Genomic DNA, 26373 nt, shown 5'->3' with positions numbered 1-26373 from the left:
TTCCTTGTCGCGAGGCAGTCATGACGGCCGTCACACCGAAATTCGGGATGGGCGCTTTCGTTCGGCGCGCCGACAATTTCCCGTTCTGCCATTTCGAGAACCGTAGCGTGCCCTCGATCGCGGGCAGAGACGCATCGCCAAAGTGACATCAGGAGCGGGGGCGCAACCAGAGACGACGGGCGGCCACGGCACCCTGAGAGGCATCGTGCTGAAGATCGTCTCCGTGGCGGTTTTTGTCGGCATGCAAACCTGTATCAAGGCGGCAGGCGATGTGCCTGCCGGGCAGATCGTCTTCTTCCGTTCCTTCTTCGCCATCTTCCCGATCATTGTCTTCCTGACGTTGAAGGGACATCTGGCCACGGCATTTGTGACGAAACGCCCCTTCAACCACGTCGCGCGTGGCGTCGTCGGCGTCGGTGCCATGGGGCTCGGCTTTTTCGCGCTCACCAGGCTGCCTCTTCCCGAGGCGATCACCCTGAACTATGCACAGCCGCTGCTGGTCGTGGTGTTCTCCTCGGTCTTCCTTGGCGAGACGATCCGCGTCTATCGCTGGAGCGCGGTCGCGATCGGCCTCATTGGCGTGCTCGTCATTTCCTGGCCGGAGCTGACGCTGCTCAATTCGGATGAAGGTCTCGACGACCAGGAGGTCCTGGGCGTCATGGCCGCGCTGGCGGCCGCGACAATCTCCGCTGTCGCCATGCTGTTGGTGCGCAATCTCGTGCAGACGGAGAAGACGGCGACCATCGTGCTATGGTTCTCGTCGACGGCGAGCGTGCTCTCGCTGTTGACGCTGCCCTTCGGCTGGCAGTCGCTGACGCCAATACAAGCCACGTTGCTCATCCTCGCCGGCTTTTGTGGCGGGCTCGGCCAGATCTTGATGACCGCGGCCTACCGTCATGCCGAAGCCTCGGTCGTGGCGCCTTTCGAATACACCTCGATGATCCTGGGCGTCGTCGTCGGCTACTTCGTTTTCGGCGACGTGACCTCGCCCGGCACGCTGGTCGGTGGCGTGATCGTGGTCGCCGCCGGCATCTTCATCATCTGGCGCGAACGGCAGCTGGGTCTGGAGCGGACGCGCACCCGCAAAGCTGCGCTGCCGCAAGGGTGATCAGGACCGTTCCTTCGCCAAGCGTACCAGCATCGCCCGTGTCTGCTCATCGGCCGGGAAAAAGGATTCGATCGCCAGTTCCGAAAGGGTGACATCCAGTGGCGTGCCAAACACGGTGATGGTGCTGATGAAGGAAAGCACCGTGTCGCCATGGGCAAGCCGCAGCGGATGCACGATCGCATTCGGCTCGACTGGCGCCGGCCGGCTGCTCTGCAGGCCAGAGGGGTAGCCGCGAAGCTCTTGCTCCAATGCCACCAGCACCGGGTCACCGGCAGCATCGTTCTGATGTTTCAGCCGTTCGAGCAGGTGGGTGCGCCATTCCTGGAGGTTCACGATCCGCGGCGCGACACCACCTGGGTGCAGGCTGAGCCGCAGCACATTGACGGGTGGCTGGAGCAGAGAGGGCTCGGAAACATCGGCCAGGAATGGCCCGATCGCCGTGTTCGCCGCAACCAGGTTCCAGTGCCGGTCCACCGCCAATGCCGGAAACGGCTCATGCCCCTTGAGCACCATCTCGACCGCCGCCATTGCCGGTGCCAGCGTCGTGTCGGTGAGCGGCCGTTCGCTGAAGCTCGGCGCGAAGCCCGCGGCCAGCAGCAATTGATTGCGCTGCCGCAGCGGGATCGCAAGCTGCTCGGCCAGATGCAGCACCATGTCGCGCGAGGGCGCGGCACGCCCGCTTTCGACGAAGGAGAGATGCCGTTGCGAGATCTCGGCCTCCATGGCGAGGTCGAGCTGGCTCATGCGACGTCGCGTGCGCCATTCGCGGATCAGGCTACCGGCGGAGGTTTGGGGCGTTGTCATGCAGGACGACTAGGCTGACGCTGAATGTATTTCAATTACCTGCAAGGTCATCGTTAGCTCACTTCCCGCAGCTTCGCCTTCACTTCGAGAAAATCCCGCCATGCGAGCTTCTTGTGCGCGGGGGTGCGCAAGAGATAGGCCGGGTGCAGTGTCGGCATGGCTGGAATGGCAATGCCGGAACCCGTGGTGTGGACGCGCCAGTTGCCGCGCAGCCGCAGGATTCCTTCCGAGGTGTTGAGCAAGGTCTTGGCCGACGGGCCGCCGAGATTGATCAGCACCTTGGGATTGACCAGCTCGATCTGACGCTCGATGAACGGCCGGCAGATCTCGGTCTCGTGCGGCGTCGGCGTGCGGTTGCCGGGTGGGCGCCAGGGAATGACATTGGCGATGTAGACCGAGCTACGGTCGAGGCCGATCGCAGCCAGCATCCGGTCGAGCAGGCGGCCCGAGCGCCCGACGAACGGCAGTCCTTCAATGTCCTCGTCACGGCCCGGGGCTTCACCGACCAGCATGACAGCCGCTTGCGGGTTGCCGTCGGCGAATACCAGGTTCTTGGCGGTCGCCTTGAGATTGCAGCCCTCGAAAGCTGCCATGTGCTGGCGCAGCTCGTCCAGGGTCGTCGCCGTCATTGCCAGTTGGCGTGCCAGCGCCGCCTGCGCTTCGTCGGGCACGGCCGAGGTCGGCGGGCGCGGGGCCGGAGCATCCGGCACGGCGCGCCCATCGAGGCGCGGCGGAGCCGTGGGCGGCTCCGGTGCCTTGCTTTCGCGCGGCGCCGCCGGCGTGCGCTCCGCCGGCTTCGGCACGGCCTCCGCGAACCGATTGACCGGCGCATCCTCCAACGCCTCGTCAACACCCGCGCTGGCATAGAAGGCGAGCAGATCGGCCAAATCGACCGGATTGTTCGGAGAGGCGGCAGTCATGGCCGCACCATCGTCCGGGCGGGATCAATTTGCAACCTCGGCGAAGTCGGTCGCGGCAGCCAATCCGCTTGCCAAGGCGAGGTCGCGGTCTAGCCAGTGGGTATGCGTGGATCCTGAACCAAATAGAAGGTCCATCGCGGCGTGTAGTCGGTCATCAGGAATTCGAAGCTGGCGGTCTTCAGCGGGTCCACCTTGCCGTTTTTGAACAGCAGCCGGTCATAGGGCTCGAAATCGCGGTCGAAATCGGCGAAATTGCTCGACCAGATATTGTCGGGCGTCTTGTTGCGCTGGTCGAACGAAAGCCCGTCTCCGAACACGCTTGGCTGGTCCAGTATTTCCTGAAGCTCGAACTGGAACTCGATCCAGGCCTGGCCGCTGTTGTTGAGCGCGTCGATGCGCATATACATGATGCCATTGGCGAACTCGCCTGCTCTGCCGAATGCCTGGATCGGCTTTGTGGTGCGGATGGTCAGCGTCACGGGTGTCGCAGAATTCAGCTCTTCGGTGATGACGAGCGGATCGTCCTTGGTTCCGATGCCGGAGGCTCCGGTGATGCGGAAACCGCCAAGCTCGTCGGAGAACGAGTACGCGCCTGTCGCCCAGACCTTCACTTCATCCGCGACGGCATGACCCGGGCTCGACGCCAGAAGGACCAAAATAAGCGCCCGGCAGGCCCGGCCGGGCGTTGATGGAAAGCGCGTCGAAGAGAAGCCGCCTGGCCCGGGAATGCGCATGGCGGGAAGTATGGCCGATAAGCAAGCCGTCGAACAATAGAAAACGCAAGCCTGGCGGGTCGCGCCGCGCGGAAATGGCCTCTCTGCCGCGCAAAGCGCGACTTTTTGGCCAAATCGGCATTGTCACGTATGCGCCGGTTTCCTGTCGCCAATTGATGCGCTATGCAGCGCAGGAGCCAGCAAGATACGCCAACGGCGGCAAGCCAGTGCGGAGGGGTTGATGAGCGATATCGAACGCGAAAGCATGGAATTCGACGTGGTCATCGTCGGTGCCGGACCGGCCGGCCTTGCCGCGGCCATCCGCCTCAAGCAGGTCAATCCCGAGCTCTCCGTCGTCGTGCTGGAAAAGGGCGGCGAAGTCGGCGCCCACATCCTGTCGGGGGCCGTCGTCGATCCGATCGGCATCGACCGGTTGCTGCCTGGCTGGCGCGAGGAGGATGGTCATCCCTTCAAGACGCCGGTCACTGCGGACCATTTCCTGGTGCTCGGCCCCGCCGGTTCGTTCCGCCTGCCCAACATCTTCATGCCGCCGCTGATGAACAACCACGGCAACTATATCGTCTCGCTCGGCAACGTCTGCCGCTGGCTGGCTGGCAAGGCCGAGGCGCTCGGCGTCGAGATCTACCCAGGCTTTGCCGCGGCCGGCCTGCTCTACAATGAAGAAGGTGCCGTCACCGGCGTCGTCACCGGAGACATGGGCGTCGAGAAGGACGGCACGCATGGTCCAGGCTTCGCGCCGGGCATGGCGTTGATGGGCAAATATGTGCTGATCGGCGAAGGCGCGCGCGGTTCGCTGGCTAAGCAGTTGATCGCTAGATATAAACTCTCCGATGGCCGCGAGCCCGGCAAATACGGCATCGGCCTCAAGGAACTCTGGCAGGTCAAGCCGGAGAACCATCGGCCGGGTCTGGTGCAGCATTCCTTCGGCTGGCCGCTGGACATGAAGACTGGCGGCGGTTCGTTCCTCTATCATTTGGAGGACAACCAGGTGGCGGTCGGCTTCGTCCTCCACCTCAATTACAAGAATCCCTATCTGTCGCCTTTCGAGGAATTCCAGCGCTTCAAGACCCATCCGGCGATCGCGGGCACGTTCGAGGGCGCCAAGCGCCTGGGCTACGGCGCGCGCGCCATAACCGAGGGCGGCTGGCAGTCAGTGCCGAAATTGTCGTTCCCGGGCGGTGCGCTGATGGGGTGCGCGGCGGGCTTCGTCAACGTGCCGCGCATCAAGGGCTCCCACAATGCGGTACTGTCGGGGATGCTGGCGGCCGAGCATGTCGCCGAGGCGATCGGCGCCGGCCGAGCCAATGACGAGCTTTCCGCCTATGAGGATGCCTGGCGGGCGACCGACATCGGCAAGGACCTGAAGAAGGTGCGCAACGTCAAGCCGCTGTGGTCGCGCTTCGGCACCATCATCGGCGTCAGCCTCGGCGGCCTCGACATGTGGCTGAACACGCTGTTCGGCGTCTCGCCCTTCGGCACGCTGAAGCACGGCAAGGCCGACTATGCCACGCTCGAGCCTGCCGCCCAGCACAAGAAGATCGTCTATCCGAAGCCGGATGGCGTGCTGACCTTCGACCGTCTGTCCTCGGTGTTCCTATCCAACACCAATCACGAGGAAAACGAGCCGGTCCATCTGCTGGTCGGCGACATGGACCTGCAGAAACGCTCGGAACATGATGTCTTTGCCGGACCTTCCACACGCTATTGCCCGGCCGGCGTCTACGAATGGGTCGACAAGGACGGCAACGCCGCCGCCGACCCGCAGGCGAAGGATGTGCGCTTCGCCATCAACGCGCAGAACTGCGTCCACTGCAAGACCTGCGACATCAAGGACCCGAACCAGAACATCGACTGGGTGCCCCCGCAAGGCGGTGAAGGACCGGTCTACCAGGGCATGTGACCCCTGCGCCGCCGGGCCGTCCAGGGCGCGGCAGCAAAATTGCAGCGGAGTTCTGGCTTCGAGACCATGCAGCGCAGCAGAACCGTTGAAACTATCACAGGCTTATGGTTCCCTTCTCCGGGACAAGGAGAAGGCCGATGCGCCGGATAGTTCTGACATGCCTCGCCGTCATCGGGACACTGTGCGCGCCTGAGGCCTTTGCCGGCACCAGGGCAATCGTCCAGACGCGGACCTACGACATCACGGGAAACTCGGGTACGGCCTTCATCGACGCGATGGACAGCAAGGGGCCCAAGCATGGCTTCATGACGCATGCCATCGCCACAACCGCCTATACGGTCGACTGGGATCTCGGCGGAGGTCAGGACAACGGCGTCTGCCGGCTGCGGCGGGTCAACGGCACGCTCAATCTGTTCTACACCTTCCCTCGCGTCGGCTCGCCCATGGCGCCGACGTTGAAGAGGCGTTGGAACAGGTTTTTCGCCGGTGTTCGCGCCCATGAGGAAACACATGGGCGCATCGCCAGGGAGATGATGCGCGTGACAGAAAGGTCGATAACTGGCCTGCGGGTCGCCAACGACCCGTCATGCGACAAGGCGCGCCGCGAGGCTCGGCTTCGCATCAAGGCCGTTTATGCAGAATATGAGGCGAGGCAAAACGCCTTCGATCGGCGCGAGCATCGCGATGGCGGCCATGTCGAACATCTGATCGCTGCCTTGATCGGGAAACCTTGAACGAGCAATCCGTTCGCCATCTCAACGCTTCGCCGTGGCGCGGGTGCTCCATTCGCTTTGACGCGTCAGCCGTGCGGCTTAGCAGGCAAATCGTGCGCCGCGAGCGCAGTGGCGTGCCCATCCTCAGGCTGCTTCTCATCGGACCGGACCAAGAATTCGACCAGCAGCGGCAGGTGGTCGGAGCCGGTATCTTCCAGCCGCCTCGAAGACAGGATCGTCACGCCGCCTTTGCTGAACACCTGGTCGATCGGCAGGCCTGCATAGCGGCGCAGGAAGTCCGGCAGTGTCCGGTGGATCCAGGTCGGGCCGGCGGAAGGCATGAGTGTCAGCCCGCCGAGAGCCGCGACCCGCCGCACCGCGGCACTCCACGGCACGGCGTTGCAATCGCCCGCCATGATCGCGGTCTCGCCGAGCGCGGCCAGTGGCTGCGCCAGTTCGCCGATCTGCCAGTATTGCTCCTTCGGCCAGGGCCAGCTCAAATGAATCGCGGCGACATCGACATCGGTGCCGCCGAAGTCGACCGTGGCGATAGCCATCGCGCCGCGCGGCTCGCAGCGCGGCGCGGCGTCGGCGGCAAAGGGCCGGCGCGACAGCAGCGCCACGCCGAACATGCCGTTTGGGTAGGGGCAGAGGATTCGGTAGGGGTAGGCGCTGGCGATGTAGCCAAGCTCGGTCGTCCACATCTGCGACACCTCGTCGAGCGTGATCACGTCCGGATTGGTGCGGCCGATCAGTGAGAGCACTTTCTTAGGTGTTGGGTTGTTGAAGCGCAGATTCATCTGCAGCAGGCTGTAGACGATCTGGCCGGTCGGCTTGGCGGCCGCCTGTTGTGGCCACCATTTGGGCAGCGCACCCGTCGTTGTGGCCAGGCAGGAAATGGCGAAAAGCAGCCCACCCGCCGCTTGCAGCCGAAACGAGCTGGCGAGCAGCGGCAGCGCCAGAAGTGCCATCAGCACGCTGAGATGAATGCGGAAATGCGAGAAGGAATCGAACGCCGGGTGCAGTGCGCCGAAAAATCCGGCCAACAAAGCGGCCGACAATGCCGTCATCGCCAGGAATGCCAGCCCAGCCGTCATGTTCAAGCGCGCGCCTGTTGCCATTGAGGTCGTGTCTGCGAGGTTGTATCCGCTGAATGCCGCCTGTCGGTCCGTTCGATTTGCTTATCGGCCAAATTGCGGCCTGAGCAAGACGACGAATTGCCTCGCCGAGGCTTCGCGGTCGCCTACTGGAATGCCGTTTCCGAAAAGCTCCGGAGCTTGCGCGAATGCAGCCGCTCCATCGGCATCTCCGCCAGCTTCTCCATCGCCCTGATGCCGATAGTCAGGTGCTGCGCCACCTGCCGCTTGTAGAATTCGGTTGCCATGCCAGGCAGCTTCAACTCGCCATGCAGCGGCTTGTCGGAAACGCACAGCAGCGTGCCGTAGGGGACGCGGAAGCGGAAGCCATTGGCGGCGATGGTCGCCGATTCCATGTCGAGCGCAATGGCGCGCGACTGCGACAGGCGCTGCACCGGTCCGCGCTGGTCGCGCAGTTCCCAGTTGCGGTTGTCGATGGTGGCGACGGTGCCGGTACGCATGATGCGCTTCAAATCATAGCCCGACAGGCCAGTGACCTCGGCGACGGCTTCCTGCAGCGCGACCTGGATCTCGGCCAGCGGCGGGATCGGCACCCAGACCGGAAGATCGTCGTCCAGCACGTGGTCCTCGCGCACATAGGCATGCGCGAGCACATAGTCGCCGAGCGCCTGGGTGTTACGCAGCCCGGCGCAGTGACCAAGCATCACCCAGGCATGTGGCCGAAGCACCGCGACATGGTCGGTGATGGTCTTGGCGTTGGAAGGACCCACGCCGATATTGACCATGGTGATGCCGCCATGGTTCGGCTTCTTCAGATGGTAGGCCGGCATCTGCGGCAGGCGCTGTGGCGCTACGCCTTCGCTGGGCGCGCTCTGCCCGGCCCGGGTGATAACGTTGCCAGGTTCGACAAATTCCGTGTAGCCGTCACCGCCCTTTTCCATCAGGTCGCGGGCGCGGGCGACGAACTCGTCGATATAGAATTGATAGTTGGTGAACAGCACGAAGTTCTGGAAATGCTGCGGGCTGGTTGCGGTGTAGTGCGTCATGCGGTGCAGCGAATAGTCGATGCGCTGCGCCGTGAACGGCGCCAGCGGCCGGGGCTCGCCGAAGGCCACTTCGAACGTGCCATTGGCGATCTGATCGTCGGTGCCGTCGAGATCCGGCACGTCGAACAGGTCGCGGATCGGCCGCTTGATGCGTTCGGCAGCGGCGCCGTCGACATAGGTGCCTTCCAGGAAAGCGAAATGCAGCGGGATCGGCGTGGTCGATTCCGAGACGGTTACCGACACGCCGTGATTGCGCATGATCAGCCGAAGCTGCTCGATGAGGTAGGTCTCGAACAGGTCCGGCTGGGTAACCGTGGTGGCGAAATGCCCTGGTGTTGGCATGTGGCCATAGGCTTGGCGCGAGTCGACCTGGGTGAACGAACTCGTGGTGACGCCGATCTCGGGGTAGAAGGCCCGGTAGCGCTTGCTGCTGTCGCCGCCGGCGGCTAGGGCCGCGAAGGAATCGCGCAGAAACTTGGTATTGCGGTCGTAGAGCACCTGCAGCGCGGCAACGGCCTTTTCGGCGTTATCGAAGCTTTGCCGGCCAAAGGGCTCGGGCATGACGACAGATTCGATGGCTTGGGGATAGATTCGCTTTTCCATGGCTCAATATAGAGACTTGGACGGGCGGTTGGGAGGGGGCTCGCCGCCGAAGGCGCTCAAAGCGCCCTTTTTTCTTCAGCCCCGCTGCAGGCTGACCAGCAGTACGAACCCGACGCCTGACTTTCTGAGCGCCGGCGCCTCGATCGTCGAGCCGCTATCGGCGCGCATCATCGGCACCGCCAGGACCGGAGCGGCCAGAAGTATCAGGATGAGCGCCGCCCGCGGCAGGAGCCGGAGGGTCTTGGAGAGGTTGGCGGCGATGCGGTTCATGATCTCTGTGCTTTTCTTTTCGAGGTCCGGGTTCTCTGCTTCAGTGACGAAAATCGGTCGGGCAGGCGAGATGGCACATTCTGGTGGCGCCGTCCCAGGAGCGCGGGGAACGGCCCGCTTCGGCGACAAGGATGGCGAAGAACATTCCAAACAGGCTCATCAGCAGGCAGACGATGGCGAAGCGGCGAGCAAGCATTGGGTCCGTGTCTCCTTCAACACGCATGAGAATGCCCTGACGCCTCTGAACCGGCTCTGATGCCGGCGTTCATCTGCCGTTCAAATTGATTGAAGGGATGTTGACTGGGTTGCGGCAACCAGAATGCCGACCGAGCGCTGCCTGCTCATCGACAGAACGAAAACGGGGCCCGCCAGGCCCCGTTTAGAGATCACACGGAAATGGTCGCTTAGAGTTTGTGCCAGGAATAACTCTATCTTTGCAGATGCAACCAGGAGTATGATGCCTCGTTCCCTGTTTGATCACGTCCAGCGATGGTCATGCGGGATAGGACCCGGGACCTTCAGTGTCCCTGAGGGGCCACGGGGGGAAACAGGCCTCGCCGCTATAGGTAAATACCGAAACAGATTTTTCGCAAAAAGGCGCAGGTGCCCAAAGAGTTTCTTAGCCCTGTCCTCGGGGTCTAACGGAGACGGCAGGGCTTAGGACCTCCGTCGCTTGGAGAGAGCATGCCATAGCTGCGTTTCGTCCGTGATGCCGAAGGCGAACACGCCGATGAGTTCCGCAGCCAAGGCCTCCCGCTGCTCCTTATCTTTGACAGTAAGGCGACGCTCGGCACACAGCCGATTGAATGCCCGCTGGAGCAACGCCAGATCATCAGGATCATACGATCCAGAGTAGCGCGACAATGGCATTTTGCCGCCCCCCAATGCTCTCGGTGGCATCTCAGATAGAGAGCTTGACGCCGGAGACGACATGCCTCTGGCGCCGCCCGATACGATATTGCAGCCAGTGGGTGATCAAGACAAGTGGGAGTAGCTACCTTGTTTCGCCCAGATCGGGATGGTGCAGCCGCAGATTTCCGCCAGAGTAGGGCTCAGAATAATTTTATGAGATTGTACCAGGCGTACGACGGAAGGGAGACCCGCGACGGCCACAGGTCTACGGTAGAAGCGTCAGTTCGCCGAACACCCCCTGCGGGGAACCCGGCCCTCGGTGAATGCGTAAAAGAGGAAACAGATTTTTCGCAAAAAGGTCCGAAGACCATGGCGCAGCAGCGATACGACCTCCGCAAGGAACCTGATGGGACCTGGACGGTGTTCGACGTGTTCACAGGAATACCTGCTGATCCCGAGGGGCACCCTGCGGTCGGCCTGGAGATGGAGTACGCGGACGACTTGGTCGATCTACTGAATGCCATCAATCTGAAACGCAGGGTCTCCCGAGGGGACATCGTATGAGCATTATGTGGTGGAACGGCAGGGTCCCCGTGAGGGGCGATAGGGTCGGGATCATCGAGATGGTCGGTGACGTCCAGAAGGCCTCTCAGAAGCTCCTCGGGTGGAACCTCGGGGGTCCCCGGTGGGCACAGGCGGTCCAGGCCTGCATGGAGGCACTGGAGGGGCGGATCACACCGGACGAAGCGCGGGATGCCTTTAGGGAGGCTGCAGCCGAGCAGGGCATGTACCTGCCGAACCTTGCGGTTAGTCCTCAGGTAACATTGCAGTAATCGGCCCAGGTCTTCAGCGCAAGGCGACCCGCATCTACCAATGATTAGCGCTGGACCCTACCTGTCTCGGCGATGATTTTGGCGTTGGGGCCAACCGATATGGTATAGCTAAAGTTCGCTACGCCTTTGGCCTGTTTGTGTCTCGGGAGGCTTCGCACGATCCAGTCATAGGTGCCCGAGACCATGCACCGGTCGTTGGCGCATGTGGCCATAACGCTGTTGTCGCGGACCCTGTAGCCCCGCTCGGGCCACCGATGGAAATAGTCCTTCTTGTCCTGAATGATCGAGCCCAGGTCGGTCCATTTCCCGTAGTAGTCGACGGAGGGGGCGTATGACGCCTGAACCTGGGCGAGGGCCAACTCAGCGTTGTCGCCATGGCTCTCGATAAGCCCCTTGACGAAGGCTACCGCCGCGCTCTCCAGTTCTTGCTTGGCGACAGCATTTGGTCCGGGCGAAGGAGCGGGGTTTGGTTGCGTGGGCACCTGTGACGCATTTACCGGCGATGGGGGCGCGGAAACATTGGTCAACTTCAAGTCGGCCATTTCGCTGGCGGACAGGTATCTCATGTCTGACCTGTCATAGCTCAATGCCATTTGCATAAGTCTGGGGTCCACGCCCATCTCGGTCATGTAGGACATGATCTGGGCGGTCACCGCTTGGACACTGGCCACGGCTTCGTCGGCGGACATTCCACTATCTGGCGCAAACGAGGACCGATGAACGCCAATGGACCCAGGATCGGCGGCGCGTAGGACACCGCCCATGAAGGCCAGTGAACACGCGGAAGCGCACTGCAATTGGCGAAGCTGTATCGTGTCCAGTCCGGCTGCTCGGATCATCCGGCCTATCTGTATCGCGCTGCCGACACTGCCGCCGGGAGAGTCGAAAACGATGGCCTTGGCCCCACTACTCGCCACGGCGTTGCTGAAAGCGGTCAAAGGTTCGTTGACGCCGAATTCACCGGAGACCACGAGGAATGGCTGCTCGCCCGGGGAGGAAACCGGAGCGTATTCCAGGGCGGCTACCGGACATGTTGCGCCCGCGACAATTGACCCAACCGCCAGAACTATAGAAACTATACGCACAACCTACAGAGCCCCAACTCGCCCACTGCAAGTAAGAACCTGTCAACGGGCTATTTCAAGGGTCTTGTTTGTGTCCGGGTTAATTTGGGCGCCGATGGAGGGGCACCGAATGTTTGGTGGAATTCGGCGGAGTGCGTTCGCCTTTACGTATGCATCATTTGTTGTCGGCGTGGATTGCACCGCTGCTTGCGGACTGCCGACCGATCAAGGCAACGGCGGTTGGTGGCAACTTAGGGTGTCGGTAGCGCGCCTCTGCGGTCTCATAGACACACTGGCCGTATCTATTGATGCCAACCGAACAGCCACTCGCGCGATTATTTAGAGCGAGAGCACCAGCAGCAAGGAAATGCGAGCATACCTAAGCGTTGCTCCCGCAGGAGCGCGGCGCAAGCATCAAATGGCGCCGGACGATTACCAGGTGATCGTAGACAAGCCAGCTACGCAAATTAAATTTCTGCAGGCGCAAAACAAAGGCAGCCAGCTGTCCTTGCTTAGATCAACGACCTCAGCAAAGCCGCCGTCGAAAGTGCGCAAATACGCTGCCAAAAGGGTTGGGTGACGTCACATTCTTGTGGGAAAAACGCTCGCTATGACTATAACAGTTTGATTCACGAAAAAGACATTCATCTTCGTTTGCCTAAAATCTAAAGTGATTCATTTTATGGCCGTAGCGGACAAGATGGGGGTTGCAGTGAGCGTGGCGGAAAATTTTAGAAGCTTTATTGAGAACCTCAAGGTATCTAACACCGATGTTATTAGTAACCGATATGGGGAAATCACTGCGGCCATAAATAAGAAATTCCGGGACAGTGATTCGAAGACAGCAAACAGTTTGCAGGTTGGTTCCTACGGAAGGCATACGGCCATCGATGGAATTTCAGATTTAGACATGCTCTATATCATGCCGCCCTCAAGCTGGGATGACTACAAGGATAAGGGGCAGTCGAAGCTGCTCACAGCAACGAAGGATGCCATCAAGACACGCTACCCGAACACGGATGTGTATGTTGACAGACTGGTGGTCCGAGTTCTGTACGCAGACTTTCATGTTGAGGCACAACCTGTATTCGAGCAGGAAGATGGCAGCTTTAAATATCCGGACACTTATGATGGCGGCACGTGGAAGGTCACGATGCCGCGCGACGAAATTAAGGCTATATCAGAATTTAACGAACAGAAGAATAAAAACCTTAGACGGCTTTGTAAGATGGCACGATCTTGGAAAAACAAACATGGCGTCGGGATGGGCGGACTTCTGATAGACACCCTATCGTATAATTTCTTGAGGTCGACGACGGAGTATGATGAGAATAGCTTCCTGTATTATGACTACATGAGTCGGGACTTTTTCAAATATCTCTCGGAACTTCCGGATCAAGATTACTATGCTGCCTTGGGCAGCGGACAACGGGTGCGAGTTAAGAAGAAGTTTCAGAAAATCGCCAAGAAAGCGTATGATTTGTGCCTCAAGGCTATTGAAGCCGCCGGGAAGGACAACGAGAACGATAAATGGCGAAAGGTCTACGGACGGCAGTTCCCAGCTATGACAGCAGGCCTGCAAAAGGCTACAGCAAGCGCGGTAGCGTATCGTGAGACAGAAGAGTTTGTCGAGGATCGTTTTCCCGTGGATATCAGATATCCCATCACAATCGATTGCGACGTCTCTCAGAACGGATTCCGGGAATATCTTCTCAGGGACATCTTGCGTTTAAAGTTGCCGCTGAAGCCGCACAAAACGTTGAAATTCCACGTGGTCAACCATGAAATACCCGGCGAGTTTAGGCTCTACTGGAAGATTCTCAACCGCGGTGAGGAGGCCGTTAAGCGAGATTGTGTCCGAGGGCAACTCGTGATGGATGCGGGCAAGCTTGAGAAAAGCGAGACGACGACTTTTCGCGGAGATCATATCGCGGAGTGCTACGCGGTCCAACGGGGCGTTCTGGTCGCGAAAGACAGAATCCATGTTCCTATCGATTCAAACGCCGCGTAGCAGACGGGAGAGATGAACTGAGATGACTGAGTTCAGTGCAATGGAGGATCAGATACGTGAGTGTTTTGGGCGGGTGATATACACCCATAAGACTCATGAGAAAATGGCCGAGGCGTGTGCAACTACCTTACAGCGATACAAGCTCTGCCAGATTGCGGTTTCGGTACTCACAACCTCAGGTGCGTTAAGCGTTGTCTTTCTTGACCAGTTCTGGCTCAAGCTTGCCACGGCGGTGCTATCCATCGTCGGACTTTGGGCGTCGGGTTATATGAAGGGTTTCGATCCGGGCGGCACGGCGCAGAAACATCGTGACGCTGCGGCAAACCTGTGGCCCGTGAGGGAGTCCTATTTGTCGCTGCTAACGGACCTGCGGATGGGGGCATTATCTGAAAAGGATGCAGCGCAGCGGCGCGATGAACTTCAGGCAACCCTTGCAGCCATCTACTCGGGGTCACCGCAAACGACGTATTCCGCCTACAAAAAGGCCCAAGAAGGTCTCCAGAAAAACGAGGAATATACCTTTTCTGATCAGGAAATTGATAAGTTTGTTCCAGCATCCCTGCGAAAATCAAAAAAGGGTTGAGCCCAAATGGCCAAGCTACCCTGGCGCCGCCGAACTAATTACCCTGCGCTCCAGGTTGGTCAAACTGTTGCCCTTGCGTGTGATCTCATCATGATATTCGAGCGTTTCAGCAGGATTGCGGATTGTCCAACTCGGGTCCCGCTCTCCATGGCGATGGCTGTTGCCCCGGTGGTTTCGCTACCCTTGGACTGCTCGCGGTAACTCCGGAGAGCACCGTTCACGAGTTCCTTGGCTTCCTCAACGGCGCTCTTCGTATCCTCGCGGAACAGTGCTTGAAGCTCTCCAATCGCCCGCATGTACTCACGAACGTGCAGGTTGATTGGAGCGGTCTCTCAGTAAGTGCTGCCAGAGTCGTTCTTTTGACGCTGCCGTCCTGCGTCAACTGTGTTCGGGATAAGTGAGGCTCAAGCCAAAAGTGTATTTGATGTAGCCTTTCATCGCCCTTAGGGGTCCACTGGTATGAGACTGATTTGTTATACCATTGGCTGGCCAGCTTCCCGATTTTGTCAACACTCGATGGTGCCCCCGGGAAATTGCTGGCTATCGATCTGATTTGATCGAGGTAGGCTATGCCGGAACTCAGAAAATTTAGCTAAGCGTTGATGGACCCTGGTGGAGACAGAACAAAAGTCGGAATAGTGGTGCTTCTGGTCCAGAATATCGTCCAAAGAGCTTTGCAAAAGCGTGCGCTCGTAGTCGTGGTAGTTGTATACACAAACCAGAAAACGCTCGTCCGAGATCAGTAGATCTTGGCATGAGCGCGACGGCGCCTGACGGGCTTTCACAGTATTCTTTCGAAGTGTCGATTTCAACATCTTTACCAAGGTAGTTTGAGACGATTTGTATTCCATTTGCACCTCATCCGCACCAAGGGCGGGGTTTCGGTTGGCAATTTGTCGAGCCGCAAATGAACGGCACAGCCAATCCCTCCGAAATCAGCACGTCCCCTACGTCCTGGCCATTCGCAAACAGGTGGCCGCAGCTTCGCCCGTAGTTGCACTTGTCGGTACCCTCGGTCCCTGGGGGACACGAGCAGGGGACCATCTGCAATTCCAGGTTTGCGGAGGAGACCAGTTCTGTGAGGCGGGCCTTCGCGCGGCGCCCAAGCTCTCCTTCAGCGTCGCACCTCGGCTCGATACTCTCGGGAGCATTGAAGCCGACCAGCCGGGTTCCCTTCGCGGTGCCGTCAAGCCGGATGGTATCGCCATCCGTAACGCTAAACTGTGATCGGGCAAGTGGCACTCTATCTCCGGTGTCTGATCTCGCGAAAGACGGCATGGTGGGCCAAGCGATCTGCCCACCCTTCTCGACGTATGAGTAGATCAGCGACCCGACCACCAGCGCCATGGCAAAACCAAAGGCTCTGGTGAACCTCGCTACTAAGTACCGCGCCTCGCGCGCGAGTGGGCTACGAGACCGTCGAGGTCGCCATTGCGGTGACGGCGGAGGCCTGTACGGGCGTGGTTGGCTTGGCTCGTTAATGCTTTCCGGGGCGGCGCCGATGAGCTCGTACAGCTTAGCCCACTGCTTTGCGCTCAGCCGTGTGCGTGGGCCGTACTTGATCAGCCGGTCGCGCATGTCGACCAGAAATTGCTTTTGCCATTGGGTAAGCTGACCGCGAACAAGCGCAGCCTCGATACGGGACTTTAGGTCGTCCTCAGGCTCCACTCTATTGCCCCACGCCCCTTCCCAACAATACTGGTTAGCAAGTCACGTGTGAATAGCACCGTTAGTGCCAAGTATCGGGGGGTACAGGCGACGGGAGCCTAACCGAAGGAGAAGGTGAAGGGCTTACCGCCCAGGGTGCCCGTGCCGGTACCCCTCATGCCTGTGGAAACGAAGTTGAATGGGCCGCTCGATCCATCACTGCACGTAAATGTTCCGCTGCCTTGCCGGTTGTTCACGTACACGAAGTCACCCTGGCACTTCCGACCTTTGTCGCTGGTGATGGTCAGGTTCCCGGCGCCATCTGCATAGCCTGTCGCGGTTCCGGTGAAAGTCTCTGAGCCGTCTCCAGCCTGTCCCCGAACAGGAAGCGTCATCGCGCATCCGCCCACCAGTAGGCATGCAGCGAGAGCCGCAAATTGATTCTTCATATAGTCCCCCTTCACATTTCGCAGCGATACAGCCACAGGTCGGACAGTAGCTCAAGTGCCGTTACATTGGTTTCCACCCACCATAACAAACAGATTGGCCGCCAAGTCGAGGCATTCAGGCATTCAAATATTGAATTCAGGGTGATCGGCTGGTTTGCTGCTGATGCCAATGCGAGCAGGCTATGCGGAGGGTGCGATGGATGCTGCTTTTTGGAATAACGCTGTAACACTGGGTGTGGCGCTTTTGGGCGCGGGGCTCGGCATCATGAATACATGGCAGGCCATTAGTGCAGACCGCGTTCGCCTTAGAGTTAAGCCTGCCTACGCGATAGGGGTTCCAGGCGGCCAGGTGATGTTCTCCATCGAAGTGGTGAACCTGAGCAATTTTGCTCTAACTGTCGCCGAAGTGGGTTTCACCTTGAACGGTAACACCATCGATGGGGGGAGCGCGCAGCGGTTGCCGTTCCGGTTATCATAGACGGCAAATCATGGCCGCGCCGCTTGGATGCGCGAGAGACTGTATCCGCCTATTTCGACCCAAAAGGTCTGCTCGCTGGCGGTCGGAAGCTCGGCAGAGCATATGCCCGCACGGCATGCGGTGAGGTACGCTATGGTTCCAGTCCCGCCGCCAAACAGTTGCGCGAGATGGCAGGATAGTTGCAGCTGCGCGGCCGGTGTGTTTGCAACAGTTCCCAAACGAAGCGTTCTCGCTAACGGAGCCTCTCTGGTCATGCCTATTTTTTTCGTCTGGCGTTTGTGAAAAATGGGTATCGGCAATCAAGCCATGGATTGGAAAGCCGAGACCATGACCAACTTCAAAATCGTATTCTTCGGAAAACAGGGGCAGACTGTCGGGCAGCGGGTCGTCGCATGTGAAAATCATTGGGAGGCCTGCCGATGGGCCTGGAAGAACATGCCCTCAAGAGCGCAAGATTTTCACGCCGAAGAGGCGTCCTTTGAGGAGCGGTCGAAAACCTCCGAGGCGGAGGAAGACGAAATCATCTTAAGGGCGTTCCATGTCCTGCGGAAGCGGGCGGGACTGACACGGCCGTTGCCCCGTCGAGATTGAAAGATGCCCATGCGTTCATCGTAACGGAAAGCGATAGGCTCTGAGAAGCCCGCGCTCCTTGCCATTATCTTCAAACTGAATTTTGAGACACGAAAGAAGGCTGGAAGGAACGCGGGCAGTTGTATCGATCTCAGCTATTCGGCCGTGGCGATCCCCAAGGCGCTCTTATGGTCCGCCAGATCAGTCTCGGCCAAGGCATCGGCAGTGTCCGTCACGTCCACATCAGGACCACTCAAGGCCGGGAAGAAGGACGAGAGTTCCGTCTGCGTCACTTTGGGCGCCCCGGCCTCCAGACTGCGCTTAGGCTTGGTCTCGGCGGTATAGGGAAGGCCTGTTGACGGATCATGGGTGCCCCGCAGGATGCCCGCGCGCACCTCCGCCATGGCCATGCGGTCAGCACGATCAGCAGCGGCAGCACTTTCAGCGTGGCCGGGTCTGTCAGCACCGTGATAACGCGTCCGAACGTCTACCTTACGGATGGCCTCGCGGACCAGCTGCATGGCCTCACGTTCCTGCTTAAGCTGGCGCTCAAGTTCCTGGCGCTGACCCACAAGGGTCGCGTTTTCGTTGGTGAGACGCGTGATCTCGGCGTTGAGCCTGCCGATCTCGGTGGAATTGTCGAGGGCGTCGAGTTGGGCGAGGAGTTCCTCGCGGGTCATAGGCTTCTTGGCCATGTTCTTCCTTCCTGGTGATTTAGTGTGGCAGCAGGGCTGCGATGGTGAATGCGGTCGCGAGGACCAAGTAGAGGGAGGCGAGGTGTTTCATGAGAAAAGCCATGGATCAGAACTCGTCCGCGTCGGGCAGTGACTGCCACCACCAGTCATAGGCCTGGGCCAGACGGGAAGGGTCCAAGCGACCGGTGACCACATCGGAAACGATGCGACGGGCGAACGTGTCATCTGTGCGGGAAGCCGCATAGACCAGAGAGGCCCAACGCTCGTCTCCGATATGCTCGGATGCCACCGGCGAGGCCTCCATCACAGCAGTCTCGACAAGGGTTGATGCAGTCGCCGCGTCCACCCCAGTAGCCTCGGAGAGGCGGGTGAGCGTGTCATTGAAGTCGCCTGTTTCGACCATGGTCTCCACGCCGTCCACGAAGGCCTCGGGGGTGAAGCATTCGGCAACGGCGTCAAGGGTCTCTGAGAGTGACGGCGCTGCGTCCTCGTCCTTGATCTCAAGTTGCTCTTGAAGGGCCTCAAGTTCCGCGTCGGTCATCTCGTCGACGTCGATATGTTCGAGAGGATCGTGACCGGCAGGGATGGCCTCGGGGTTGAGGGCAGCAGGGAAGGCAACGGGAGTGGCCTCGGGGTACGCTTGAGCAGCCACAGGGGCACCTCCAGAGAGCCCAAGCTCAGCCGCGATGTCGGCATCCACGTAGGTGTTGAGACCGGCCACGAAGACCTTGGCCAGCGGCAGAGCCTGAGGCATAGTTTGGGTTGCTTGGGGTCCAGCCCGAGCGGGAATTGTCGGGGCTGGGCATGCGCATCATTCCGTCATCGGACATGCAGTTGTTTCCTTGGGGTTTTTAGAGGAGACCAGCGGCCTTGAGGGCCATGCGGGTGTAATCACGGAGGGTCAGGGATTGACCGTCATTGGTGGAGACGGGCGAGGACCAGAAATCCTTGCCGTAGATCGTGTTGGCGTGGTGGACGAAGTCCCGGCCAAGGAGCCTATGGGTTGCCCCTGAGGTCTCCTTGCGCAGCGTCGTTCGACCAATGGTCTTGCGGAAGTCGCCCAGAAGGGCACCGGCGCGAGTTGTCAGGAAGGCCTTACGGTTCTCCCAGAGGCCACCGGCGTGGCCTGTGTCGTAGTAGACCGACATCCACCCGGTCAGTGCCAGCGCGTTGGTCACGGCCTCGGTATAGGTCCGCTTGTCCTTGTGCTGCCAGTTGGCGAGGAGACCCTTGGCCTTGGCTATCTGCGGCAATCCCTTGTGGATGTCGGAAGGGCTGAGGCAGAAGGCAGGAGGCTGAGTCATGCGCCGCTCAAGGCTCCTGAGGTCCCCTGCGATACGCGCCGCCAGCTTGGCGTCCGTCTGAAGGTAGACGGCAATGGCGTGGCGGAAGATGGCCAGTTCATTGCGTGACGGAAGGCGGGCCAGAGGGTCCCCTCGGGAGCTTGCGGCGTCCCTGTGGTGGCCACAGTAGCGGGAGACGCCTGAGCGCCTCCGGTCGCAGCCTGGGCAGGAGCAAGGTTGGCGTTCGTTGATGATCTGTCGGCGGCGCAACTGAGCGCCATTGTCAGGGGCTTGGACACCCACACGCCAGTCGCGCGGGTGACCCCGAGTGACGGGAGATGCCATGAGGTTTCCTTTAGGTTACTGAAAGGCGCCGTAGTTCTTGAGACCAGACGAAGCGATGTCCATGAAGGTGGACATGGGGTTCATGCTTTGCTTGTTAAGCGAGTCCTGGGCCTGTAGCTGGTCGGCCTTACCTTGCATGATGTAGGTCGCCGTGGCCCCTTCGCGTTGGTCCTTGGCGTTGGCTATCGACAAGGCTGTCTGTCGGCTCTGCTCGGCCAGCCTGAGACCAACCGTGTTGCCGTTCATGCCAGCGCCTGAGGCGACGGCGGTGGACTTCGCACGGTCCCCTTCAAGGATAGCCTGATAGCCTTCCTTGTTGGCAGCATTGGCCTTGGTGACGAAGTCGTGTTCGTTGCTGGCTTGGTTGAAGTTGTAGCGAGCTTGAATGCTCTTGGTGTTGGCGGCAGCTGCAGACGCTTGGCCAGCAGCATTTGCGATCCCGGCAGCGATGCCGAGAGTAAGACCCAGATCGCACATGGCGACCCTCCTATGGTTGATGATGGTGGTGGTGTAACTCGGGATAACTATCGGCAAGCCCATGACCAGACGGCTGCGCCGTTCATGGGGGAAGCGATAGGTCTCCGAGCTATCCTGTTAATGAGGAGACCGAAGAGGGATGATCATTTTTGTCTTCATCAATTCGGTCTTCCAAGCGTAGCTGGCAGCACGGTCGGTTATCCCATGAACGGCGAAGCCGTCTCATCCATGGGCTCGCCGACTTATCCCGCCAGTAAGCTGAACTTGAGTTTCCCTATAATAGCTATGTTGTAGTTTAGCGCATTGAATTGCTTAGATTTTTCAATTTCTATTGGCTTTTTTGGTGTTGGATACGTAACCTCGTCGCAACAGGCTGTTGACGTGTCTTGATACAGCCTGCTGTGAGATGCCCAGCAATTTGGCCACGTCCCCTTGCGTGAGTCGACGGCTCGATAGGTCTTCCAGAAAGCTCTGGATCGTGGTCCGCATGTCGCCACGACTCCCCTGCATTGTCTCCTCCCACTCAATATCTGCATCGGATAAGAAGAGTGCGGTGGGCGCGGAGCGGTTTTCTGGCTCCCGCCTTTCGTTGTCATAAGCGGGGCAGGGCGTGTACTGAAGGCGTCTGGCGGTCGCCTCGGATAACCCCAAGAGGGCCGCGATAGTAGAACGTCCGATACCCCTGGCCGTGAGCGCCTTGACCGCTTTATGGTTGAACTCGCCCTGGTCGCGTTTGGCGGCGGACGCTGCAAAGACTGAATTGAGGCGGCGGTCTGAGACCGTCCCGTTGATGGTATGCATGTTCATTGAAACGCCTTTCCTCGGGCCGCAGGGGCCGTCCTGAGTCGATTGATTGGAGGGGTGGTGTTGGGGCGCCGAGAAATCCGAACACCTCTCAGGCTCGCTGGGAGAGTCAAGAAAGCCTTAGGCGTCCTTTCCGGCCCGGAACGCCTGGAGTTCATCGACCGAGTGACGGTGGGTGAACCAGTCGGGCATTAGGTCTTGAGTGTCCGCTGGGCGTTGGGTACCAGCGGCTACGATCTCGGCTATCTGGTCATGTTCCAGGTAGACCGTGTCGGAAGGGAGCCACCCGAGGAGCCGGAAGGACCAGAGGGTCCTGAGGATTTCCTTGATGACATTGACGTGGATACGGTGGTTGCAGCGCACCCTCTCCATGTCCTTAACGCTGCACCCTTCCGGCACCATCCCGCCGACGTGGGCGAGGCGACGGGTGGCGCGGGTGATGCGGACTGGTAGTGGAAACTCACGGCCCCAAGGGCGATTCCTGAGGGATGGGAAGGTCTTGGCGAGGCTTGGGGTGGTCGTCGGCGTGCGCATGGCTTCACGAAGGGCGAGCAATTCGGCATCGCCAGCCGCATCCGCCGGAGCGGTACAGGTCATAGTGGTCCTACATGTTGTTGTGAGTGGTGGTGCAAACGCCAGATGTAGTGGCGATGGCTTGGTGACCAGAGGAGGCCACCAAGAGTTTTCTCAAGAAGAGAGGGGAGGAAACAGGTGAACGCGGTGCTTCGCCTGTGTCTCTGTATGAGTGGGAAATTGCCGGGGACCGGACAACCAGGCGGATGCTGGCCACCCGTGAACTTTCCCTGTCTCCATATGACGACATTAGATCAGGCTAATGTTCGTCTTGTCTTGTCTCCATATGAGGCCCAATCCCGGGTTGAGCTTGGGGGCTCTCTATATGGGCGCCTAATTAGCCGGGCTCGCCACTCCTATCGAAGACGATGGCTTGGGTGGGGCGGCCCCGCATCGTGACCATGGCACGCCTGAGAGCCTTGCTGTCGCTCTCAAGCTCTATGCGGTGCACAAGGTTCCCGAGGAGCCTCTGGGCTTCCTTGCGGTCCTCCGTGGCGAGCCGTTCAATCTCCTGCTGGTCCAACTCGAAGTCGGCAAGGGCGGTCGAGGCATCCGCATTCCGTGCGATCTCCTCGCGGAGCCGGATGAGTTCACCGCGCTTGACCTCGATCTCGGAAGTCAGGGCGGCTGACTGGTCGAGTAGGAACTTACGTGACGCGGCGTCGGTGGCCTCAGCCATACCAGCAAGGATGTTGCCCTGCTTGGCCTCAAGGGCATCTATGGCGTCGTCCAGTTCCGTTGCCTTGCCTGCCGAACCCGCCCCTGCTTCCTCCGGTATAGGAACGGCAAAGAAGCCGACGCGAGAAAGCATCGCAGCCTCGAACTCCGAGTACCTCCAATTCGGAGCTTGGCATTCCGTCCGCTTTGACATCTTGCCTGTGCATGTCAGGTAGCCGAAGGACCGACCACCACGCTTGACCGACGTAACGGCCATAGAGGAGCCGCAATGCGCGCAATAGACCATGCGGCTGAACAGGTTTGTTGTGTTGCCCACCTGACGGCTGTGTTGCCGCTCCTTGGTCCTGCTGCGCGAAGCCAGCCACTCGGTCTCGGTGATCAGGGCAGGGAAGTAGCCTGGCACCTCATCACCTCGAAACACAAGCGTCCCAAAGGCCGCTGGATTGCGCAACGTCTCGCCCACAACCCCCTGGGACCACGTGCCCCCCGAGGGACTTAAGATACCCCGCTCGTTCAGCGTCTGGGCGATTGCCAACTGCCCAAGGCCTTGCTTTGCCAGATCGAACAACAGGCGAGCATCTGATGCCCTGGCGTTAAGCTCTTGGGTCTCTCGGTCAATCCAAAAGGGAACCTTGGCGAGCTTGACGCGGCCAGCCCTGGCCCTCTCTGCCTTGCGGCTCATAGCCTCTTTGACACGCTTGGACAGCTTTTCGCTGTACTCATTTGCCGACTGCATCGAGAGGATGGATTGGACCATGTGCATGAAGCTCGCGCGGTAGCCCTCAATGGTGTGGACGCGCTGGTCGTGCATGGTCACGATGGTGAGGCCGGTCTTGAGGACGGCAAGGAAGTACTCCTGCGCGTCCAGATAGTTGACGCGGGATATGCGGTCGACGTTCTCGACCAGCAGCACCATGTCGGACGGGATCACACCATTCTTGATGTCTGACACCAGCTTGCCAAAGGATGCCTCAAGGTTCGCTCCCTTGAAGGCCGAGATGCCATCGTCCACCAGTTGGCGGTCCAGCGTGAGACCATAGGCTCGGCAGAAGTCCTCAGCGTTCTTGGTCTGACGATCAAGGCTGTCGCCGTGGGCCTGCTTGCCGGATGACCAGCGTGCGTAAGAGATGGCGGTGCGGCCTTTGAGGTCTCGGGGTTCTCTGGGCTGAAACATGGTTTGGGCGTCTCCGTCTGTCTTTGGAAACGCCCTGATAACAGTCTGTAGAGCTACTGTCTATGCCAGGTCTGGCTCTTGCAGATCAGTCCGCCGAGCACGCAACCGCTCATCTTGAGCGAGGCGCCCGACAAGGTTGCCTTGCCCGAATAGGTCTTGTCATTTGCCGGATCGGTGATGTTGCCGGTGTATTTGTTGTCGCCGGCCGCCTTGAGCGAGCCGATGGTCTTGCCGGCATATTTGCCTGATTTGAGCGTGATGGAGAACGAGCTGCTGCCTGAAATGGCAGCGGTGTCGCCGGCTTGCGTTTTCCAGTTGCCCTCGATCGGATCGGCCCACGCCGCGCCGCTCAGGATCAAAGTGGCCGCCAGGGCCAGGCTCACTTTTCGAGACATGTCTTCCTCCCTTTGGATAGCCGGCCGGATGCTCCGCCTCGCCGGTCTGCCGCTTACGCAAACGTAAGCTAATCCAGCTTCCGTCAAAACGAAAGCGGTGCCGCAACGGAAGGTTTTGGCATTTCGAAAGCGCCTGAATTCGCCCTGTCGGCCCGGAAATGAAAACGACCAGCGCCTCGTGTTTGCTTTCTAGGGTTAGCAGAGTGTTGACCGCGCGCTCGAAAATTTTCGGCAAATTTGGCGAAAACCAGCTGAATTGCTGGCTTCGTATCCTTAACGAATTTTCGCGTTTACCTCTTGTTTTAGCTTTGTTTTCCTCAAATTAAGCACGCCATTTAACGACGGATTCAAGCCTGCGCGGCATTCTCGAAAGCATCGAAAGAGCGGCCCGGACAAGACGAACGGAGGCAGCTCTCGGGAGCCAGACAGGGGACTAAAAATGGCACGTTTTGAAATGCTTGAAGCAGGCTTCGGCGCCATGGGGGCAACTGCCCAGGCCGACATTCTTTTCGAATTGGGCATGATGTATGCGACCGGCCGCGATTGCGAAACCGACGTCGTTGCCGCCCACAAATGGTTCAACATCGCCGCCATCAAGGGATCGGCCCGCGCCGCCGAGTTGCGCTCGGAACTCTCGGCGGCCATGTCGAAGGTCGAGATCGCCAAGGCGCTGCGCGAAGCCCGCGAATGGATGACCATGCACTGAGTTCCGCCAGACGGGGACGCTCCGGCCAAGACCGCAGAAAGACGGTCGGGCCAACAGGGAAAAGGCTGCGCAGACAGCCAGGCCACGGCCATCGACAACGAGAATGCGGCACGCCGACAGGTCCAAGCCGCGCAACGGACCATGATCCCGAAGACTCCGGTTTTCGGAAGGATCATGGCCAACATGAAGACAGGGAAGGTGGGTTGGGTTCACAGCGCGGGGGCGCCGGGGAAACAGCCTGACCGGCAAAAAAAGCCACGACCGGCCGGAACAAGGCTGGCGTGGCTTTTTGCGTGGATGAGGCCGCGCAGGCCTAATCGAGTGGCGCCAATGCGCCTAGACAGGTCCGATGAAGGATGAAATTGTCCCGCCTCTCTGGAAGAAGCGCGGCCGGGCGGCCGCGCGTGAGTGGAGGAGTTCTATTGTCATGAAAAAAATGAGTGTTTTGAGCGCGGCCATTTTCGGCCTGATGATGAGCGCGCCGGTCGCGTTCGCCGATGACATCACCATCTCGGTGGTCGGCCCGATGACCGGACAGCTCGCCACCATCGGCGATCAGTTCAAGCAGGGCGCACAGGCCGCCGCCGATGCCATCAACGCGGCTGGCGGCGTCAACGGCTCCCAGATCAAGCTCGACATCGAGGACGACCAGTGCGATCCCAAGCAGGCGGTGTCGGTCGCCAATCGCATCGTCGCCAACAGCGTCAAGTTCATCGACGGGCATGCCTGCTCGGGTTCCAGCATTCCGGCCTCGGCGGTCTATGCCGAAGCCGGCGCCCTGATGATGAGCCCGGCTTCCTCGAACCCGGTGCTGACCGATGCGGCCGCCAAGGCCGGCTGGTCGACAATCATGCGTCTCTACACGCGTGACGACGCGCAGGGCGCCTTCATCGGCCCGTGGATCGCCAAGAAATACGCCGGCAAGAACGTCGTCATCCTGCACGACAAGAGCGCTTACGGCCAGGGCGTGGCTGATGCCGTCAAGGCGACCATGAATGCCGGTGGCCTCAAGGAGGTCTATTATGACGCCATCAACCCCGGCGAGAAGGACTATTCGGCGCTTGTCACCAAGCTGAAGGATCTCAAGGCTGATGTCGTCTATTTCGGCGGCTACCACCCCGAGGCGGGCCTGATCCTGCGTCAGTCGGCCGAACAGAATTTCAAGTTCCAGCTGATCATGCCGGACTCGATCGCGTCGCCGGAATTCTGGCAGGTTGCCGGCCCGGCCGGCGAGGGCACGATGTTCGTGTTCCCGTCGGATCCGCAGGCAAAGCCGGAAGCCAAGGCAGCCGTCGAAAAGATCAAGGCCGGCGGCTTCGTGCCGGAAGGCTTCACGCTGTTCTCCTATGCCGTGGTCCAGGCATTCGCCGAAGGCATCAAGCGTGCTGGCAGCGATGATCCGGCCAAGGTTGCCGAGGCGCTGAAGAATGGCACGGCGATCAGCACCGTTGTCGGCGACGTCACCTTCGACGAGAAGGGCGACCTCAAGAATGCCAGCTACGACATCAACCAGTGGCATGACGGCAAGTACGCGCCGATCGCGCAGTAATCGCCCTGGCAC

26 protein-coding genes are annotated in these 26373 nt (G+C 59.9%); 10 read left to right on the top strand and 16 right to left on the bottom strand.

Annotation, left to right across the window (positions count from 1 at the left end; genetic code table 11):
• Window positions 1-142 precede the first annotated feature (142 nt).
• Window positions 143-1108, top strand: coding sequence for a DMT family transporter (locus tag LB555_RS20535; RefSeq protein WP_224683614.1), 966 nt, complete (start codon window positions 143-145; stop codon window positions 1106-1108).
• Here LB555_RS20535 and LB555_RS20530 read toward each other — a convergent pair whose 3' ends face one another.
• From LB555_RS20530 to LB555_RS20520, 3 genes are all read right to left on the bottom strand, one after another.
• Window positions 1109-1912 carry a helix-turn-helix domain-containing protein gene (locus LB555_RS20530; RefSeq protein ID WP_015318612.1) on the bottom strand — a complete coding sequence of 268 codons (804 nt, stop codon included), beginning with the start codon at window positions 1910-1912 and terminating at the stop codon, window positions 1109-1111.
• A gap of 53 nt (window positions 1913-1965) precedes the next feature.
• Window positions 1966-2832 (bottom strand): uracil-DNA glycosylase family protein, encoded by an 867-nt coding sequence (locus tag LB555_RS20525; protein ID WP_224683613.1) that lies wholly within the window; start codon window positions 2830-2832, stop codon window positions 1966-1968.
• Between the two features lie 89 nt (window positions 2833-2921).
• Complete coding sequence (locus LB555_RS20520; protein WP_224683612.1) at window positions 2922-3566, bottom strand: hypothetical protein; 645 nt, start codon at window positions 3564-3566, stop codon at window positions 2922-2924.
• Between the two features lie 220 nt (window positions 3567-3786).
• Here LB555_RS20520 and LB555_RS20515 point away from each other — a divergent pair, with 220 nt between their 5' ends.
• On the top strand, window positions 3787-5466 hold the full coding sequence (locus tag LB555_RS20515) for an electron transfer flavoprotein-ubiquinone oxidoreductase (protein WP_224683611.1): 1680 nt from the start codon (window positions 3787-3789) through the stop codon (window positions 5464-5466).
• A 137-nt stretch (window positions 5467-5603) separates the two neighbouring features.
• Complete coding sequence (locus LB555_RS20510) at window positions 5604-6200, top strand: DUF922 domain-containing Zn-dependent protease (RefSeq protein WP_224683610.1); 597 nt, start codon at window positions 5604-5606, stop codon at window positions 6198-6200.
• A gap of 65 nt (window positions 6201-6265) precedes the next feature.
• Here LB555_RS20510 and LB555_RS20505 read toward each other — a convergent pair whose 3' ends face one another.
• The 4 genes from LB555_RS20505 to LB555_RS20490 form a co-directional block, all read right to left on the bottom strand.
• Window positions 6266-7276 carry an endonuclease/exonuclease/phosphatase family protein gene (locus LB555_RS20505; RefSeq protein ID WP_224683682.1) on the bottom strand — a complete coding sequence of 337 codons (1011 nt, stop codon included), beginning with the start codon at window positions 7274-7276 and terminating at the stop codon, window positions 6266-6268.
• Between the two features lie 146 nt (window positions 7277-7422).
• The gene (locus tag LB555_RS20500) at window positions 7423-8883 is read right to left on the bottom strand and encodes an AMP nucleosidase (protein ID WP_224584541.1); all 1461 of its coding nucleotides are present in this window, start codon (window positions 8881-8883) and stop codon (window positions 7423-7425) included.
• 117 nt (window positions 8884-9000) lie between these two features.
• Window positions 9001-9195: a hypothetical protein gene (locus LB555_RS20495; protein WP_015318605.1), complete on the bottom strand. Its 195-nt coding sequence runs from the start codon at window positions 9193-9195 to the stop codon at window positions 9001-9003.
• A 40-nt stretch (window positions 9196-9235) separates the two neighbouring features.
• Window positions 9236-9391 (bottom strand): hypothetical protein, encoded by a 156-nt coding sequence (locus LB555_RS20490; RefSeq protein WP_224598326.1) that lies wholly within the window; start codon window positions 9389-9391, stop codon window positions 9236-9238.
• 1216 nt (window positions 9392-10607) lie between these two features.
• On the opposite strand from LB555_RS20490, the gene LB555_RS20480 reads away from it, so the two are divergent.
• Window positions 10608-10880, top strand: coding sequence for a DUF982 domain-containing protein (locus LB555_RS20480; protein ID WP_318013026.1), 273 nt, complete (start codon window positions 10608-10610; stop codon window positions 10878-10880).
• Window positions 10881-10924: 44 nt separating this feature from the next.
• Here LB555_RS20480 and LB555_RS20475 read toward each other — a convergent pair whose 3' ends face one another.
• A complete protein-coding gene (locus tag LB555_RS20475; protein WP_224683608.1) occupies window positions 10925-11569 on the bottom strand; it encodes a hypothetical protein in 645 nt (214 codons plus the stop codon).
• A 1057-nt stretch (window positions 11570-12626) separates the two neighbouring features.
• On the opposite strand from LB555_RS20475, the gene LB555_RS20470 reads away from it, so the two are divergent.
• The 4 genes from LB555_RS20470 (at window position 12627) to LB555_RS20455 (ending at window position 17703) form a co-directional block, all read left to right on the top strand.
• A complete protein-coding gene (locus LB555_RS20470) occupies window positions 12627-13955 on the top strand; it encodes an SMODS domain-containing nucleotidyltransferase (RefSeq protein WP_224683607.1) in 1329 nt (442 codons plus the stop codon).
• 22 nt (window positions 13956-13977) lie between these two features.
• Entirely contained in the window at window positions 13978-14538 is a 561-nt protein-coding gene (locus LB555_RS20465; protein WP_224683606.1) for an SLATT domain-containing protein, read from the top strand.
• Between the two features lie 2292 nt (window positions 14539-16830).
• Entirely contained in the window at window positions 16831-17112 is a 282-nt protein-coding gene (locus LB555_RS20460) for a hypothetical protein (protein ID WP_224683605.1), read from the top strand.
• A 285-nt stretch (window positions 17113-17397) separates the two neighbouring features.
• Window positions 17398-17703 (top strand): hypothetical protein, encoded by a 306-nt coding sequence (locus LB555_RS20455; RefSeq protein ID WP_224683604.1) that lies wholly within the window; start codon window positions 17398-17400, stop codon window positions 17701-17703.
• 134 nt (window positions 17704-17837) lie between these two features.
• Here LB555_RS20455 and LB555_RS20450 read toward each other — a convergent pair whose 3' ends face one another.
• From LB555_RS20450 to LB555_RS20415, 8 genes are all read right to left on the bottom strand, one after another.
• Window positions 17838-18377 carry a hypothetical protein gene (locus LB555_RS20450; RefSeq protein ID WP_224683603.1) on the bottom strand — a complete coding sequence of 180 codons (540 nt, stop codon included), beginning with the start codon at window positions 18375-18377 and terminating at the stop codon, window positions 17838-17840.
• Window positions 18378-18483: 106 nt separating this feature from the next.
• The gene (locus LB555_RS20445; RefSeq protein ID WP_224683602.1) at window positions 18484-19131 is read right to left on the bottom strand and encodes a hypothetical protein; all 648 of its coding nucleotides are present in this window, start codon (window positions 19129-19131) and stop codon (window positions 18484-18486) included.
• Window positions 19132-19228: 97 nt separating this feature from the next.
• Window positions 19229-19681: a hypothetical protein gene (locus LB555_RS20440; RefSeq protein ID WP_224683601.1), complete on the bottom strand. Its 453-nt coding sequence runs from the start codon at window positions 19679-19681 to the stop codon at window positions 19229-19231.
• Between the two features lie 339 nt (window positions 19682-20020).
• The gene (locus tag LB555_RS20435; RefSeq protein ID WP_224683600.1) at window positions 20021-20482 is read right to left on the bottom strand and encodes a hypothetical protein; all 462 of its coding nucleotides are present in this window, start codon (window positions 20480-20482) and stop codon (window positions 20021-20023) included.
• A 321-nt stretch (window positions 20483-20803) separates the two neighbouring features.
• The gene (locus tag LB555_RS20430; protein WP_224683599.1) at window positions 20804-21289 is read right to left on the bottom strand and encodes a MarR family transcriptional regulator; all 486 of its coding nucleotides are present in this window, start codon (window positions 21287-21289) and stop codon (window positions 20804-20806) included.
• A gap of 117 nt (window positions 21290-21406) precedes the next feature.
• Window positions 21407-21883: a hypothetical protein gene (locus LB555_RS20425; RefSeq protein ID WP_224683598.1), complete on the bottom strand. Its 477-nt coding sequence runs from the start codon at window positions 21881-21883 to the stop codon at window positions 21407-21409.
• A 313-nt stretch (window positions 21884-22196) separates the two neighbouring features.
• On the bottom strand, window positions 22197-23711 hold the full coding sequence (locus LB555_RS20420) for a recombinase family protein (RefSeq protein WP_224683597.1): 1515 nt from the start codon (window positions 23709-23711) through the stop codon (window positions 22197-22199).
• 53 nt (window positions 23712-23764) lie between these two features.
• Window positions 23765-24106 carry a DUF2147 domain-containing protein gene (locus tag LB555_RS20415; protein ID WP_224683596.1) on the bottom strand — a complete coding sequence of 114 codons (342 nt, stop codon included), beginning with the start codon at window positions 24104-24106 and terminating at the stop codon, window positions 23765-23767.
• Between the two features lie 439 nt (window positions 24107-24545).
• Here LB555_RS20415 and LB555_RS20410 point away from each other — a divergent pair, with 439 nt between their 5' ends.
• Window positions 24546-24812 (top strand): sel1 repeat family protein, encoded by a 267-nt coding sequence (locus tag LB555_RS20410; protein WP_010915070.1) that lies wholly within the window; start codon window positions 24546-24548, stop codon window positions 24810-24812.
• A gap of 427 nt (window positions 24813-25239) precedes the next feature.
• On the top strand, window positions 25240-26361 hold the full coding sequence (locus LB555_RS20405; RefSeq protein ID WP_015318602.1) for a branched-chain amino acid ABC transporter substrate-binding protein: 1122 nt from the start codon (window positions 25240-25242) through the stop codon (window positions 26359-26361).
• Window positions 26362-26373 lie beyond the last annotated feature (12 nt).

This window comes from Mesorhizobium sp. BR-1-1-10 (assembly GCF_020165595.1).
GTDB lineage: Bacteria > Pseudomonadota > Alphaproteobacteria > Rhizobiales > Rhizobiaceae > Mesorhizobium > Mesorhizobium australicum.
Note: the sequence above shows the minus strand (reverse complement) of the source record. Positions and strands in the feature narration are given on the sequence as shown.